Source organism: Hyphomonas sp. UBA3195 (genome assembly GCF_002366485.1).
Classification (GTDB): Bacteria; Pseudomonadota; Alphaproteobacteria; order Caulobacterales; family Hyphomonadaceae; genus Hyphomonas.
In genome coordinates this window covers 139,359-153,270 of the sequence record NZ_DEXB01000045.1, presented here as the reverse complement: position 1 = coordinate 153,270, position 13,912 = coordinate 139,359, and the positions used below count along the sequence as shown (strand labels likewise).

Below are 13,912 nucleotides of genomic sequence, written 5' to 3'. Positions count from 1 at the left end.
CACGACCCGGGACGTGACCCTTTTCCGGCCGCAAGCTGCAGCGGAAGATTCAAACTGAGACACCACCTAAACACAGAACTGGTTGATCTGAGACTATGAAATAGGCAAGGCTTTTGGTTTGGGCTCCTAATCTTGGAATTCTATGCTATCAGCTAGTTCGACGCCTAACCGCGCGTCGAACTAGTGAGGTCCGCAAAACTGTGGACCAAAATCCGACCGAACTGAGGACCAAAAATTGACTTTCATGCACGTATGTGTTTGAATATATTGGATAAATAATATGGATCGTGGCACGTCACTCGCGCCATTTCTTTCAGGGTGACGCCTGACACCTCCTTTGAAATCATTGAAAATACTTGGGAAAGCTCAGGCGCTCCAGGCCTTTTCGCTGATCGTGCACTACAATTTGCCCCACAAAATGCAAACTCGTTGCACAACAAACGGCGATGAAGCATTTCTCACTTGGATCAAGATTTCTGAAGGATCGCAGCGGTTGGTGTCACTATGTCCGGCGTGTCCCGACCCGCTTCAAAGATCTCGACAGACGCGGCGTGATCCAGGTCGCCCTGCGTACCCGATCTCTGGAAGTTGCCATGATACCCCGCAACGGTCTGGCCGAAGCGGACGAGGCGTTGTGGAGCAGTCTCGCGCTCCAGGCGGAAGATACTGATGAAACAGTCTAAGCTGAAGCCTCAAAGACGGGCCAGGAGTCCACAATTTCTCCGTCTTCGTAAACGGCGATATCCCCGAATTGCAGGAAGACTGCTTCGCTCTGGTGCGGACGAAGAAATACGAACTCGTCTGGCGCGATTTGCAGCTCCGGCCCACCATTCAGCATTTCCTGGTTGGAGGAGCGTCCGAACGTCGAATTGTATTCCAGGCCGGGCGGATCAACCGGGTCGGCGAGCCAGTGGCCTCCATAAATGAATATGGTCTTGCTGTAGTTCGGATCCCACGCCCGTTTGGTGTTGTCGGCGAACTCGAGGCCGGGCATTCGTGTTCTGGCGACAGATTTGATGACCGGTGTTGCAATGAAGCTCGCGGGCGTATGGGGCTCCAACAATTCAGTGTCAAAATGCGTTGGCTTCATCAGGCACGACCCTGCAGAGACTTCATTCGCAATCGAAGTGTCCTCGTAGTAGCGATAGGTCGGACTGCCTGCTGCGTTTCGGGTGATATGCTCTATGGCTTCCTTGCCAAACACCTCAGCGGCTTGATCAAGCGCCGCCCTGTATGAACGCCAAGCTCCTGCGAGCGCCTTGTCGCGCCAGCCCAAGCTTGTGGGCAGGCTGGGAATATGCGGTTCGTAACCCATGAAACCCGCAAATTCCAAACTCGGATCCAGTTCTATTTCGTGCAACACGGCCCCCAACTCCGAACCTGGTTCGAAGCCGCCCCTGTGGAGTCCCACATCCAGTTCCAGATTAATATTCAGGGTGCGACCAACATCCTTTGCGAGATCCTGGTACTGCTCAAGTCGCTTCGGAGTATCTATGAGCCATTGGACGCGGCCTGCCGCATCAGAACGCCCGGGCGGTAGTTTGTGAAAATATTGGCGCGCAGCCTGAACGGGCAGGGGCTTGCCAAGCAACTGGCTGGCTTCGGGCATTTCCGTGCTCAGTGCCAGCAGCATGGGTAAATTGAATGTCATCAACCGATCCGTGTCGGTTCGCTTGCAAATATGGTCAATCAATCGAAGCGATGGCAGGGACTTGGCGACAATACGATATCCCATGCCCTGCGGCAGGTGGTGTTTCAGCGTATCAATATTGGCGTTGAGCCGTGCGCGATCGATCACCAGGGTCGGTGTTGCGATCCCTGCATCGGTGAGAGCTTTTTGCATTTGCAAGAAATAAGGATCTCTTGGTCCGCTCTTGTCACTGGGTTTCGACATGAGAGTTGCTACTCCTGCTAAAGCTGTTCCTCCGATCAAGAGTGTCCTTCTGCTAAGTTCAGGCATTGAAGGGAACTCCAAACACATCGGCGAGATGGGGGTTCAGGAATTTTCCAGTCGGATCGAGCGAACGGCGCAAGTCTGCGAACTTGGTAAAGTCCGGATAGAGAGCTTCCAAATCTTTGCGTTGCAGGCTGTGGTGTTTGCCCCAATGGGGGCGGCCGCCATACATTTTGAAAACTGGTTCGAACTCGCTGAAGAAATAATCATAGGCTTCGTCGACTGCCGCATGGATCGCGATGGATATTCGGGGGCCACCAAGGAACGGGCTAAGCCAGGCATCGTCGGGAGCGGTAAACCGGACCTCCATGGGAAAGAAGACGTGCTTTCGCTGATCCATCATTTTGATGATCTGCCTCAAGGCCTTGAGACCATCGTCCCAAGGGAGGTGATACTCCATTTCGTTGAACTTTATCGGGCGGGTCGTGGCCAGGAGCTGGAGGGAGGCATCACTGACATCTTCAATCGTGCCGCTGGGAAGAGCAGATTGCGCAATGCGTTTTCGGAGCCAGGGCCACCACCCGAATTCATTCCGTAGCTGTTTAAGGCCCTCCAACATTTCATCGTCATCGTTGGAAGGTTCCAGGCCGGTCGTCTCTCCGTGATGCAGATCGTGAGTGATACTGGCAGCGAGTCCCGTACCTGGAAGATAATAAAATTCGAAATTTCGATATGAGCTGGCACGGGAAAAAGCGTCATCGAGTACGGCATCTATGGGCTCTGCACTGACGATACGCCTCAGATTGAAGGAGGGGATGGTCTCAACCGTGTACTCGCTGATCACGCCCAGCGCACCGAGAGAGACTTTGCCCGCAGAAAACAGATCGGGGTTGGAATCGGCCGTGACGTTCAACAGACTGCCGTCGGCAGTTACCAGTTTGAAGGAGTGGATGTAGTCATGAAGTGCGGTCAGGGTTTGGCCTGTGCCGTGGGTGGCGGTCGAGAAGGATCCCGCGAGTGTTTGGTCGACGATGTCGGGAAGGTTTGGAAAGGCCCGATCAATCTCATTCAATTGGGATGCTGCCTGGAACAGAACGGTTCCAGCGCCAAAGGTCGCGCGCTGAGTTACAGGGTCATAGGCTTTCAAGCCGGCGAGCTGCCCAACATCCAGAATAACTCCTTCACTGGGTACGAGCCCCGAAAAAGAATGGCCGCTGCCTCTTGGGCGGATGCGTCCTGGCGTAGTTCGGATGATTTCCGAAAGTTCGGCAGCTGACGCTGGAGACCGAAACTGTTTGGGCGTGGCAGTTTGCGCGCCTGACCAGTTTCTCCAACTCTCTTCGCCAATAGGTGGCTCAGGATGATCTGGAGCGTAGTCTTCGCGGACATAGTCTCTCGTGCCCCACGCTACGTGTTGAACTATTGGAACGGCAGATACTGCCGTGAGTCCAAGGCCAGCTTGAACCACTCTCCGTCTGGATACTCCCATTGCGCCAACCTCCCCAAAATGGTAGCGATGACTATCGATAGGCAGCCGCCCTTGAACTGTCAATGAAGTACGTTTGAGTGATGACAACGAAAATCGAACCCAACACCACAAGACGATCCGCGCCTAACCAGCAGCGAAGTCGAGACACGTTTGAGCAGATTTTGATCGCCGCGGCTGACTTGATTGAGGAGGTCGGGTTCGAGAAGCTCTCGACAAACATGATCTGTAGACGAGCTGAACTCACGCCGCCGGCATTGTACCGCTACTTCCCGAACAAATATTCGGTCCTGAAAGAACTGGGCGAGCGACTGATGGCTCAGCAGAATATTTTGATGGAGAATTGGAGTCTCGACGCAGGTGACTTGAGCAATCTTGAGGCCGAAATCGAAACGCTACTCTTCGAGACAATACGGGTAACTCGACAGACCAAAGCAGGCGCGTGGATTATGCGGTCCATGCATGCCACGCCTGTATTGGCGGGTGTCAGGGTTGAGTCTCACCGACATGTTGCGCGATTGTTGGCGGAACGGATAGTCGAAACACGACCTGATCTTGATCATGGACGTATCCTGCCATCAGCGAGGCTGAGTGTTGAGATCGGGTATGCGGTGGTCGAGATGGTGTTTGATGAACGGTCGATTGATGAAGGCGAGATCCTTCGGCAGACGGCTTCCATGTTGGCCTTCAGTTTGCGACAAGCGATGAGCCATCAAGCTTAGTGCGATAGCTGGCGGCGGACGTCGCCCTTGTGATGTGCTGTTGACCCAAGATCGAACTCAAATCTGTCAGACGTTATTTGAAGGCGTTGCCGCTCCGTATGCCGATAGCCTTGAAGACCAGTGCGGCCGGACAAAAACCGGTAAAGGCGGCCTGAAACATGTTAAGCCCCGCAAAAGCAGTCAGCAGGAACCAATAGGGGGATACCCAGTATCCCAATGCGAGGCTGATCAGAACGACCAATCCGGCAAAGGCGAGTACGGCACGATCAAGATTCATATCTGTTTCCTTTCGTCAGATACTGTCAGGCGCTGGTTTTCAGAATATTCAGGCTATTCACCCACTGGATGATTGTGGGCGCAGTCATTACACCAGACCGCTGATCAATCACGCTGCCGTCCTGGAACAACAGGAGGGCAGGAATGCCGCGAACATTCAATGCGGCTCCACCTTCCGGATGGGCTTCCGTGTTGAGTTTGAAGAAGCGAAGATTGCCATCAAAGTGCTTTGCGGCCTCAGCAAATGAAGGCGCCATCATCCGACACGGTCCACACCAAGGGGCCCATACATCCAGGAGAAAACTGCCTTCGTCACGGGACATGAGTCGGTTGAGAATCTTCGTGTTGATCTCGACGGGAGCATCGCTCGCAAGGTCACCCTTGCACGATCCACAATGGCCTCTCGCCAAGCTACTCCCTATGGGCGCACGATTTACGGCGCCACATTTGGTGCAAACAATATGCTGGTGATCAGGCATCAGGAATGGTCTTTCAATTTATGAGTCTTCAGCAGACCCAACGCTGCATTTTCATAGAAGGTTTCAGACTGGCCTGTACGCAGCTTGTGTAGGAAATACTTTTCGAATCCCGCCTTGGCCAAGTGTACCCATCCCCCGGAAGCCGACCAGTTAACATTGCGAGGGGGGATCTGGGGCTGCGCAACGAACGCCACGCCGCCATCGCCGAAGTCAGCGAGACAGATCGCATTCCAGCTCGCCTTGTGTGTTGGCTGGGTTCCTTCGATAAGCTGCGCGATGTTGCGGGCGGTTGCTTCCACCATGGATTCGATCATGAAGCCTGTTTTGGGTACGCCAACTGGCACGGGCGTTTTCCCCATGGGCGGAATCGCGATGCAGACGCCGATACCAAAGATATCCGGCCATTCTGGATTACGCTGGAAGTCGTCCGTAATCACGAAACCCTTGGGGTTCACCAAGCCCTCGACATCACGCACGGCTTCGACCCCCCTGAAAGGTGGCATGAGCATAGTGTACCGGGTCGGCAGTTCATGCGTTTGCTTGACAGAGCCATCTTCGTTCAACTCCTCAACACGTACCATGTCGGCTTCGGCGCCAAGAACTCTGGCGTTGGTTATCCATTTGATATGGCGATTGCGCATCTCGCTTTCGAGCAGACCTTTGGTATCGCCCACACCATCGAGGCCGAGGTGACCGATATAGGGTTCGGGGGTAATAAAGGTGATCGGCACCTGATCGCGCATCTTGCGTTTGCGCAGTTCGGTCTCAATGATCATCGCGGTTTCATAGGCTGGCCCGAAACAGGAAGCCCCTTGTGCCGCTCCAATCACGATTGGGCCCGGATTCTTGCAAAAGGTCTCAAAGGCCGAGGCTCCTGCTTCGGCATGGTCGATGTGGCAGACCGATTGAGTGTGGCCGTTCGGGCCCAGGCCTTCGACATCATCGAAGGCGAGTTCGGGGCCCGTGGCTATGACCAGATAGTCGTATTCTACCTGCGACCCATCCGGCATACGCACGCATTTGTGCGCGGGATCAACTTTTTCTGCCCTGCCGACAATCAAGTTGACGTTTCGCTTGCGGAGGGGTTTTGCCAAGTCGACCGTGATGTCCTTGCGATCCCGCCACCCTACCATCACCCAGGGATTGGAAGGTTGGAACTGGTAGTAGTCCGTTTCGCTGATGATCGAAACCTGATGGTCCCGCCCGAGGGTCTTTTTGATTTCGTAGGCGGCGATCAATCCGCCTAGGCCCGCGCCGAGAATTACAATGTTCGCCATAACCAATCCTCCTTGCCGGAAACATGTTGTATATTAGCACTTTCGCAAATACGCAATATTACCTATATAGGTCACGATGGCATTGAGCTAAATCAAAGACCGACTGCGCGAATGCGACCGGTGGCTTGGCAGAGGAAAAAATCATGGCTGATAAATATGACCTGACACCGCAAAGTGTCTTTACAGACCTCAAGGCTGGCAAGATCGTATTGGTCGACGTCCGCGAGCCTGCAGAATTCGCAAACCAACGCATTCATGGCGCATTGCTGCACCCCTTATCCACGTTTGAACCCAAAGCGATTCCTGCGGATGGAAGCAGGCGGATCGTGTTTCAGTGTGGATCTGGCAAACGGTCCAGAATGGCGCTCAACACTTTCATGAAGGAAACAGGCGCAGACGCGGCTCATCTGGCGGGAGGCATCGCGGCCTGGACGTCGGCAGGGCAGCCCTGCATTCGGCTGGACCCGTCGACGGGTGCGATCGTTGACAAGGGAGACTATTGAGATGATCGCCCGACATATCGGTGGTCTCATTGTTGGCTTGGCGCTGGGCATGACTGCCACCGCGCAGACACTGACCATTCAGGAGTCCATCATCACGGATTTTCGTCCGGTTGTGGGGCGTATTGAGGCGAGTGATACAGCTATGGCGCGGTCTCGCCTTCAGGGTGTCATCACACAGTTGAGCATCGATGAGGGCCAAACGGTCAAGGCTGGTGAGGTGCTCGCCTTCGTGGCTGACGACACGATAGCGCCGCAAATCAATGCACTCCAATCTCGCGTCGATGGATTGACGGCGCAAATGACACAGCAGGAAGAAGACCTCGCCCGCGCGAGCAAACTGTTAGCAGATGGATTTTATCCGAAAGCCCGGTTCGAGCAGGAAAAGGCCGCTCTGGATGTTGTGAAGGCCAATCGAGCCTCCGCAGAAGAAGAACGCCGCAGTCTGATCGCCCGTCGGGCGGAAGGGTATGTCCACGCGCCAGTTGACTCACGAGTGACAGATGTACTCGTGGTTGAAGGCAGCGTGGTATCTCCGGGGCAGGTCGTTGCCAACCTCGCGACGCTCGACGGGCTGATGCGATTGTCCTTGCCGGAGCGGCATTTGAACTTTCTGGCTGAAGGCGGAGAAGTTTCGTTACGCCTGCCCGCGCGCGACAATGACGTGCGCACAGCACGCATTGAGAAGATTTATCCAGCGCTGCGAGACGGTGCAGTGGTCGCGGACGCAGTTGTGGATGGCGGATTGAATGCGCTGGTGGGCGAACGGGCCGATGTGCTCGCCCCGGTGGGTGATCGCCGCGCGATCATTCTGCCACAGGAATACGTCACCACGCGCTATGGAGTAGACTTTGTGCGCGTAAAGGTGGGTGATCGCTTCGTTGAAGCCCCCGTCGTGCTGGCGGAGCCATTGGTTTCCAATGGGGTCTTTGAGGTGCTCTCCGGACTGAGACCGGGCGATGTGGTCACATTGCCGGGAGCGGAGAACTCATGAAGGCCGATGTTTCCGGCTCCATCACCCGAGCCACGATCCGTTCACCGCTAACGCCTCTGGTCCTTCTGGCAGCGCTGGCTGTTGGTCTGATCGCCCTGTTGACTATACCGCGCGAGGAAGAGCCGCAGATATCAGTGCCGATGGTGGACATTCTGGTCCAGTCGCCCGGGCTGCGAGCGGCTGATACGGTCGAGCAGGTCACTGAGCCGCTGGAAGAAATCATCAAGGCGATTCCCGACGTCGAACATGTCTACAGTCAGAGCCGCGATGACGGCGCTATCGTCACGGCGCGGTTCATGGTCGGTACTGATGCCGATGACGCAATTCTGAGAATTCACGAAAAGATTCGCGCCAATATCGACCGCATCCCACCTGAAGTTCAGATGCCGCAAGTTGTCGGGCGCGGCATTGACGATGTTCCCATCGTTACATTGACGCTGTCCCCGGAAACGTGGACCGGAAATGTCTGGAACGATACCAGCCTGCGCATGCTCGCCGATGAGGTTCTGAAAGAACTCCTGAAGGTGGAGGATGTCGGCCTGACTAACGTTATTGGGGGACGTAGTCTCGAGCTTCGCGTTGAACCCGACATCGAGGCGCTGTCTTCTTATGGCGTCTCTCTTCAGGCGTTGGTCGATGTGACGGCGCAGGCCGTTCAGGCGCGTCCCATTGGCACGGCTCGCGGCTCTGGCGACTCAATCATCATTCAGGCTGGCGACCGGATCGCCGCTGTGGGCGATCTCGAACGGCTGGAAATTCAAGCTCCTGATGGTCGCATGGTTTATCTTTCCGACGTCGCGCGGGTCCGTGTGGCCGGCATCGAGACAGAGGCACGAGCCTGGACGCTGGAGCGGAATGCTGAGCGTGCGGAATTCGAATCACTTCCTGCCGTTACGCTTTCCCTGGCGAAACGGCCAGGCGCCAACGCGGTGGTGGTTGCGGATCAGATCCTCGAGCGTCTTGAACTATTGAAACGTGAAATGATACCGGAAGGGGTCCATATCGCTGTGACCCGCAATTATGGCGAAACGGCAAACCACAAGGCGAATGAGTTGCTCTTCCATCTGGGGCTGGCGACCGTTTCGATTGTGGTGCTGATCGCGTTTTCCATTGGTTGGCGTGAAGCCTTGGTGACACTCATTGTCATCCCGACCACAATCCTGCTGACCTTGTTTGCGGCACTGATGATGGGATACACGATCAATCGAGTCAGCCTGTTTGCGCTGATCTTCTCGATCGGCATTCTGGTTGATGATGCGATCGTCATGATCGAAAATATCTCCCGGCATTGGGCGATGAAGGACGGTCGCCCACGTGCTCAGGCCGCCATCGATGCGGTATCGGAAGTAGGAAATCCTACCATTGTTGCCACACTGACCGTTATTGCGGCCCTCTTGCCCATGATGTTCGTCTCGGGGCTCATGGGCCCTTACATGGCGCCTATTCCCGCAAACGCATCGGCCGCCATGCTGTTCTCTTTCTTCGTCGCGGTGGGAATCGCGCCTTGGTTGCTGATGAAGATTGCCGGGAAGGCGCCTGTCAGTGGGCACTCAGAGCATGAGGAGACCCGTTTGGGTCGCTTCTACCGATCTGTTGCGGGACCGATTGTCGCGAGCCGGAAAAATGCCTGGATATTCTTGGGGCTTGTCGGCGTTGCGACGCTCGCATCGCTTACTTTATTTGCCACCAAGGCTGTTACCGTCAAGCTGCTGCCCTTTGACAACAAATCGGAAATTCAGATCGTGCTGGACATGCCGGAAGGCACGACATTGGAAGAGACCGAACGCACCCTGTTTGCCCTCGCCGCGACGATGTACGATGTAGAGGAAGTTGAATCCGTTCAGGCTTATGCTGGCACAGCAGCGCCGTTCAATTTCAATGGTTTGGTGCGTCACTACTTCCTGCGTGCCGCACCGGAACTAGGGGATTTGCAGGTCAATCTTCTGGAAAAGAGTCATCGAGACCGGTCCAGCCATGACATCGCTCTTGCTTTGCGGGACCAGTTGCATGTCGTGCCATTGCCCGAAGGGGCGAGTGTGAAAGTGGTGGAAGTGCCGCCCGGTCCGCCAGTCCTTTCGACACTGCTGGCCGAGATATACGGCCCGGATGCCGAAACGCGGCGCAAGACGGCCGATGTGATTGAGCAATTGTTCCGGGACACGGAGTACATTGTCGATGTGGACAATTCCTTCGGAGGACCGCAACCGCGTCTCGTCCTTTCCGTGAATGAGACGATTGCGGCTGATCAGGGCGTCGCTGAGCAGGATATACTGGATTCGCTGGCGTTGATCTATTCAGGCCAGATCGTTGGCGTGGCACCCCGCGGCGATGGACGTGACCCACTCTCCGTATCGATCCGCCTACCGAAATCTGCGCAGGTCTGGTCCGAGCGCACGGCCAGTTTGCCAGTTCCCATACAGTCGGGCGCGCAAGCTGTCGAACTGGGCACGCTCGTGGACGCCCGGATGGAAGCGGGGTCATCGACGATTTTCCGGAGAGATGGCTACTTCGCTGACATGGTCATGGGCGAGCTTGCTGGCCGGTTCGAAGCGCCGATCTATGGGATGTTGGAAATTCAGGATCAGGTGGAATCGTATGATTGGAAAAGTGCGGGGCTGGAGCAGCCTGCTATCCGTCTCTATGGTCAGCCATCTGATGAATCAAAGCCCTCCCTGCTTTGGGACGGCGAGTGGGAAATCACCTATGTCACTTTCCGTGACATGGGTGTGGCGTTTGGGGTGGCTCTGGTCGCCATATACATTTTGGTGGTCGCCCAGTTTGGCACGTTCCGGACACCCCTCGTTATCCTGACACCTGTGCCGCTCACTCTGATCGGCATCATGATCGGGCATTGGCTGTTCGGCGCGGCGTTTACTGCGACCTCCATGATTGGCTTTATAGCCCTTGCCGGAATTATTGTTCGAAACTCGATCTTGCTGGTCGATTTCGTTCGGCATGGCCAATTTGCGGACAAGCCATTGAAAGAAGTTCTGCTGGATGCGGGCGCGATCCGCTTCAAGCCAATCCTGTTGACGGCGCTGGCGGCGATGATTGGTGCGGCAGTGATTCTGACAGATCCGATCTTTCAGGGACTCGCGATTTCGCTCCTTTTCGGGCTTGCCTCTTCAACGGCTCTGACGGTGCTCGTGATTCCGGCGATCTATGTGGCGCTGAAGGGCCCAGATTGGGTGGCGCCAGCGGTTTCTGATGGCGATGACGATCTTGTCACAGAAGGTCAGACGGCATGAGCGAGCCTGCCGATCCACGTCCCGGTCCAGATTCAGTTGATGCGCTGTCGAATCAAGTATCCGAAGTTTGCGCGACATTGCGGGCGATGGCCAATGAGACCCGTCTACGTATTCTCTGCGAGTTGTTTGACGGTGAAATGCCGGTAAACCAGATTGCCGAGGCAGTGAACCAATCGCTATCAGCCGTGTCGCAACATTTGTCGAAATTGAAGGCCGAGGGGCTGGTTTCGTCGCGACGGGACGGTCAGGCGATATTCTACCGTTCGACCGGAGGTGTTGGCACGGCAGTCATCGAGACATTGTGCAAATTCTACGACCAGTGATTCCTGCAGAAGACGAGACGAACCTAATGGAGTTGCTTTGTCGCCTCTGACAATCGGTCCAGGATTTCCTGAGGAGCGGAAGACTTTTCGACAACAGCGGCATATCCAGCCTTGAGCGCGCGCTCCTTGAGCGTTGTGGAGTAAAAGCCAGTGATCAGGATTGCGGGTGTCGTGTCGCCAGCCAGCCTCATTTTCTCGAGAAGATCCACACCGTCAAACCGAGGTAGTTTGTAATCGATCAAAAGGCAATCGACTTGCAGACTTGGTTGGTTCATCAGGATTTCCATGCCGTTGCGATAGGAATCTACGGCAAACCCGCGTGATCGCAGGAGCATCATGAGGGAGTAGCGAACCTCCTCATCATCCTCGACAAGTGCAACCCTCAGCAGGTCGGGCTGTGAAACGGACTGATTCATTTAGGCGTGGTCTCGATAGTTTCGGAGTCACACATCTATGATCGCAGGAGTATGACGTCTCTAAGTAGACCTACTTAGCGCGCCTCTTTGCGGCCTCGTTCCGCCATGAATGCAACGCGCAGCGCTGCAGACAAACTGTCGGCTTCAAGTTTTTCCATCAGGTTTGCACGGTGAATTTCCACCGTTCGGGGGGAGATCGACAATTCGTCGGCGATGGCCTTGTTGGTCATGCCCTCAACCAGGCAATCGAGCACTTCGGATTCTCGGGTCGTTAGTCGGGTTAGTTTCGCAACCGCCTCATTCTTGAGCCCTTGTTGGGCCTCGTCGTCGGAAATGCGGCTGAAACCGGTTTCGATGGCTTCAAGCAGAGCCTTTTTCTCATAAGGTTTTTCCAGGAATTCGATGGCGCCATTCTTCATGGCCTGAACGGCGACCGATACATCTCCATGCCCTGTGAGCACAATGATGGGCATCTTGTTGCCGCGTTCGGACAAGGCCTGCTGTACAGTCAGGCCATCCATCACCGGCATGCGAACATCCAGAAGTATGCAGGCGGAGTCGTTCGGCTCATATTCGTCCAGGAAGCTCACGCCATCCGGATAGGTCTTCACCGTGTAGCCGGCATGCCGCAGCATGAAGCTGGCGGAATGCCGGATGGCATCATCGTCATCTACGAGGAAAATGGTCTTCGTCATCGCATGCTCACCCTGCCACGTTCGTGGCTACTCTTAAAGTAAACGTAAACGATGCTCCAGCGCCAGGTTCGGACGAAACCGCAATCGTGCTGCCATGCGCCTCGATTATGGTTTGGCAAATCGACAAGCCAAGCCCCATGCCACTGGCTTTGGTTGTTTGAAAAGCATCGAATGGGGAATGGAGCAACTCCTCTGAAAGCCCCGGGCCATTGTCCTTGACCTCGATCGTCACTTCCTCGCCGGAAGACTGCGTATAGATCCAGATCTGAGGTGTTTCTGTTCCCGAAAGCGCCTCAATGGCATTCCTGATGAGATTGGCGAACACTTGTCGCAACTGGAGCCTGTCCGCCATGACAATGATCCCGGGATCTTCCATTCGAAGAATTACTCGGGCGAGGGGGCCTTCGATGCCGACCTTGGCGATGGCCGCAGCGTCGTCAATCACACCCTTCAGGGGAGCGGGCCTGAGATCGAGTTCCCCGCGTGAGACGTAATCGCGCAACCGGCGAACAATCTGGCCAGCCCGGATTGATTGTTCTGCAGCGGCGGACACCGCTTCCTGAACCATGGCTAGGTCATTCTCGCTCGGTTCATCCAGCAGGTCACGTGCGGCTTCGAGATAGTTTGCGACGGCTGTGAGCGGCTGATTGAGTTCGTGGGCCATGGCGGAGGCCATCGTCCCGACCGCGCTCAGCCGCGAGAAGTTTCCGAGTTCCGCCTGGAGCTCCCCGATACGATGCATGTTGGCCTGTTTCTCGGTGATATCACGGATGAACCCCGTAAACAGCTTGCGGCCGCCGATACTGGCTTCGCCAATCTTCAATTCCACCGGTATGGAATCGCCATTTGCGAGGCGCGCTTCAACGATCCGACCGATACCAATGATCTGGCGCTCTCCGGTGGTTAGGTAGTTGCGGATATATTGGTCGTGATGCGTCTGGTCAGATTGGGTCATCAGGCATTTGATATTCGTCCCAACGACATCTTCCGACTTGTAGCCGAACAAGTTTTCGGCCGCCCGGCTGAACGCCATGATGATTCCCGTGTCATCAATCACGATCATGGCATCTGGGACCGACAGCAGGATGGATCTCAGAATCGACTGGAGCGAATCCGAATCCTGAAAGTCGGTATTCTCCAAGCGCCAGAGGTCAGACAGGGGATTCGGCATGATCCCAGCACTGTAGGTGCGGCTGGGCATTTAGGAAAGAACAGACCTCGTGCGGAGACGTGAATGCCGCAGGTCGTTCAACAGGAGCGCACCGAAAGCCAACAGCCCGAGCAGAAGCGCGTAGCATCCCCAGCAATGCATCAGTTGTGCGCCGGCGCTTTCAATCGGAATAGTCACAGACTTTCCAAGACAGGTCGGCAGGATGAGTGTGGATTGCGCAGAAGCCTGCAAGACCATCTTGGTGATGCCCGCAAACACCAGCGCGGCGGCGATGGCATAAGAATGAATTCGTTTCACAGGCAAGACCCTCCAATTTCCGCCCTCGTTTAAGAGAGGCGGACGAACTGTCCCATACGGGAAAGCCCCTATACGCGCCGCAAAGCGATCACCGTAATCAGGCCCCATACGACGCAACCGCAACGCTCTGCGGA

15 protein-coding genes are annotated in these 13,912 nt (G+C 55.5%); 6 read left to right on the top strand and 9 right to left on the bottom strand.

Annotation, left to right across the window (positions count from 1 at the left end; genetic code table 11):
* The first annotated feature begins 446 nt into the window (after positions 1–446).
* Positions 447–683 carry a hypothetical protein gene (locus B2344_RS13910; RefSeq protein WP_290479300.1) on the top strand — a complete coding sequence of 79 codons (237 nt, stop codon included), beginning with the start codon at positions 447–449 and terminating at the stop codon, positions 681–683.
* On the opposite strand, the gene B2344_RS13905 is transcribed toward B2344_RS13910, so the two are convergent.
* Both B2344_RS13905 and B2344_RS13900 read right to left on the bottom strand, forming a co-directional pair.
* Entirely contained in the window at positions 680–1,894 is a 1,215-nt protein-coding gene (locus B2344_RS13905) for an alanine racemase (protein WP_290485423.1), read from the bottom strand. The genes B2344_RS13910 and B2344_RS13905 overlap by 4 nt on opposite strands.
* A gap of 58 nt (positions 1,895–1,952) precedes the next feature.
* Positions 1,953–3,383 (bottom strand): D-arabinono-1,4-lactone oxidase, encoded by a 1,431-nt coding sequence (locus B2344_RS13900; protein WP_290483413.1) that lies wholly within the window; start codon positions 3,381–3,383, stop codon positions 1,953–1,955.
* Positions 3,384–3,463: 80 nt separating this feature from the next.
* Between B2344_RS13900 and B2344_RS13895 the strand changes: the two genes are divergently transcribed.
* Entirely contained in the window at positions 3,464–4,102 is a 639-nt protein-coding gene (locus B2344_RS13895; protein WP_290483414.1) for a TetR/AcrR family transcriptional regulator, read from the top strand.
* A 73-nt stretch (positions 4,103–4,175) separates the two neighbouring features.
* On the opposite strand, the gene B2344_RS13890 is transcribed toward B2344_RS13895, so the two are convergent.
* From B2344_RS13890 to B2344_RS13880, 3 genes are all read right to left on the bottom strand, one after another.
* Positions 4,176–4,379 carry a YgaP family membrane protein gene (locus B2344_RS13890; protein ID WP_034813564.1) on the bottom strand — a complete coding sequence of 68 codons (204 nt, stop codon included), beginning with the start codon at positions 4,377–4,379 and terminating at the stop codon, positions 4,176–4,178.
* 25 nt (positions 4,380–4,404) lie between these two features.
* On the bottom strand, positions 4,405–4,701 hold the full coding sequence (locus B2344_RS13885) for a thioredoxin family protein (RefSeq protein WP_198019758.1): 297 nt from the start codon (positions 4,699–4,701) through the stop codon (positions 4,405–4,407).
* A gap of 155 nt (positions 4,702–4,856) precedes the next feature.
* Positions 4,857–6,134: an NAD(P)/FAD-dependent oxidoreductase gene (locus B2344_RS13880; RefSeq protein WP_290485422.1), complete on the bottom strand. Its 1,278-nt coding sequence runs from the start codon at positions 6,132–6,134 to the stop codon at positions 4,857–4,859.
* Between the two features lie 143 nt (positions 6,135–6,277).
* Here B2344_RS13880 and B2344_RS13875 point away from each other — a divergent pair, with 143 nt between their 5' ends.
* From B2344_RS13875 to B2344_RS13860, 4 genes are read left to right on the top strand one after another with little or no spacing between them, the layout of a single operon-like run.
* Positions 6,278–6,637 (top strand): rhodanese-like domain-containing protein, encoded by a 360-nt coding sequence (locus B2344_RS13875; RefSeq protein WP_206992943.1) that lies wholly within the window; start codon positions 6,278–6,280, stop codon positions 6,635–6,637.
* 1 nt (position 6,638) lies between these two features.
* On the top strand, positions 6,639–7,628 hold the full coding sequence (locus tag B2344_RS13870) for an efflux RND transporter periplasmic adaptor subunit (protein WP_290485421.1): 990 nt from the start codon (positions 6,639–6,641) through the stop codon (positions 7,626–7,628).
* Positions 7,625–10,876, top strand: coding sequence for an efflux RND transporter permease subunit (locus tag B2344_RS13865; RefSeq protein ID WP_290485420.1), 3,252 nt, complete (start codon positions 7,625–7,627; stop codon positions 10,874–10,876). Before B2344_RS13870 ends, B2344_RS13865 begins: the two co-directional genes overlap by 4 nt.
* Positions 10,873–11,199 (top strand): ArsR/SmtB family transcription factor, encoded by a 327-nt coding sequence (locus B2344_RS13860; protein WP_290485419.1) that lies wholly within the window; start codon positions 10,873–10,875, stop codon positions 11,197–11,199. Before B2344_RS13865 ends, B2344_RS13860 begins: the two co-directional genes overlap by 4 nt.
* 23 nt (positions 11,200–11,222) lie before the next feature.
* Here the strand turns inward: B2344_RS13860 and B2344_RS13855 are convergent, their stop codons facing one another.
* The 4 genes from B2344_RS13855 to B2344_RS13840 form a co-directional block, all read right to left on the bottom strand.
* Entirely contained in the window at positions 11,223–11,615 is a 393-nt protein-coding gene (locus tag B2344_RS13855; protein ID WP_206992946.1) for a response regulator, read from the bottom strand.
* Positions 11,616–11,689: 74 nt separating this feature from the next.
* Entirely contained in the window at positions 11,690–12,310 is a 621-nt protein-coding gene (locus B2344_RS13850) for a response regulator transcription factor (RefSeq protein ID WP_034813546.1), read from the bottom strand.
* A 7-nt stretch (positions 12,311–12,317) separates the two neighbouring features.
* The gene (locus B2344_RS13845; RefSeq protein WP_290479308.1) at positions 12,318–13,481 is read right to left on the bottom strand and encodes a PAS domain-containing sensor histidine kinase; all 1,164 of its coding nucleotides are present in this window, start codon (positions 13,479–13,481) and stop codon (positions 12,318–12,320) included.
* Positions 13,482–13,511: 30 nt separating this feature from the next.
* Positions 13,512–13,778 (bottom strand): hypothetical protein, encoded by a 267-nt coding sequence (locus B2344_RS13840; protein WP_290483419.1) that lies wholly within the window; start codon positions 13,776–13,778, stop codon positions 13,512–13,514.
* Between the last annotated feature and the right edge of the window lie 134 nt (positions 13,779–13,912).

Coding starts and splice junctions, on each gene's coding strand:
- B2344_RS13845 (WP_290479308.1), bottom strand. CDS start 13,481: ATGCCGAATCCCCTGTCTGACCTCTGGCGCTTGGAGAATACCGACTTT.
- B2344_RS13875 (WP_206992943.1), top strand. CDS start 6,278: ATGGCTGATAAATATGACCTGACACCGCAAAGTGTCTTTACAGACCTC.
- B2344_RS13865 (WP_290485420.1), top strand. CDS start 7,625: ATGAAGGCCGATGTTTCCGGCTCCATCACCCGAGCCACGATCCGTTCA.
- B2344_RS13850 (WP_034813546.1), bottom strand. CDS start 12,310: ATGACGAAGACCATTTTCCTCGTAGATGACGATGATGCCATCCGGCAT.
- B2344_RS13880 (WP_290485422.1), bottom strand. CDS start 6,134: ATGGCGAACATTGTAATTCTCGGCGCGGGCCTAGGCGGATTGATCGCC.
- B2344_RS13885 (WP_198019758.1), bottom strand. CDS start 4,701: ATGTCCCGTGACGAAGGCAGTTTTCTCCTGGATGTATGGGCCCCTTGG.
- B2344_RS13895 (WP_290483414.1), top strand. CDS start 3,464: ATGACAACGAAAATCGAACCCAACACCACAAGACGATCCGCGCCTAAC.
- B2344_RS13860 (WP_290485419.1), top strand. CDS start 10,873: ATGAGCGAGCCTGCCGATCCACGTCCCGGTCCAGATTCAGTTGATGCG.
- B2344_RS13870 (WP_290485421.1), top strand. CDS start 6,639: ATGATCGCCCGACATATCGGTGGTCTCATTGTTGGCTTGGCGCTGGGC.
- B2344_RS13900 (WP_290483413.1), bottom strand. CDS start 3,383: ATGGGAGTATCCAGACGGAGAGTGGTTCAAGCTGGCCTTGGACTCACG.
- B2344_RS13855 (WP_206992946.1), bottom strand. CDS start 11,615: ATGAATCAGTCCGTTTCACAGCCCGACCTGCTGAGGGTTGCACTTGTC.
- B2344_RS13905 (WP_290485423.1), bottom strand. CDS start 1,894: ATGTCGAAACCCAGTGACAAGAGCGGACCAAGAGATCCTTATTTCTTG.
- B2344_RS13910 (WP_290479300.1), top strand. CDS start 447: ATGAAGCATTTCTCACTTGGATCAAGATTTCTGAAGGATCGCAGCGGT.
- B2344_RS13890 (WP_034813564.1), bottom strand. CDS start 4,379: ATGAATCTTGATCGTGCCGTACTCGCCTTTGCCGGATTGGTCGTTCTG.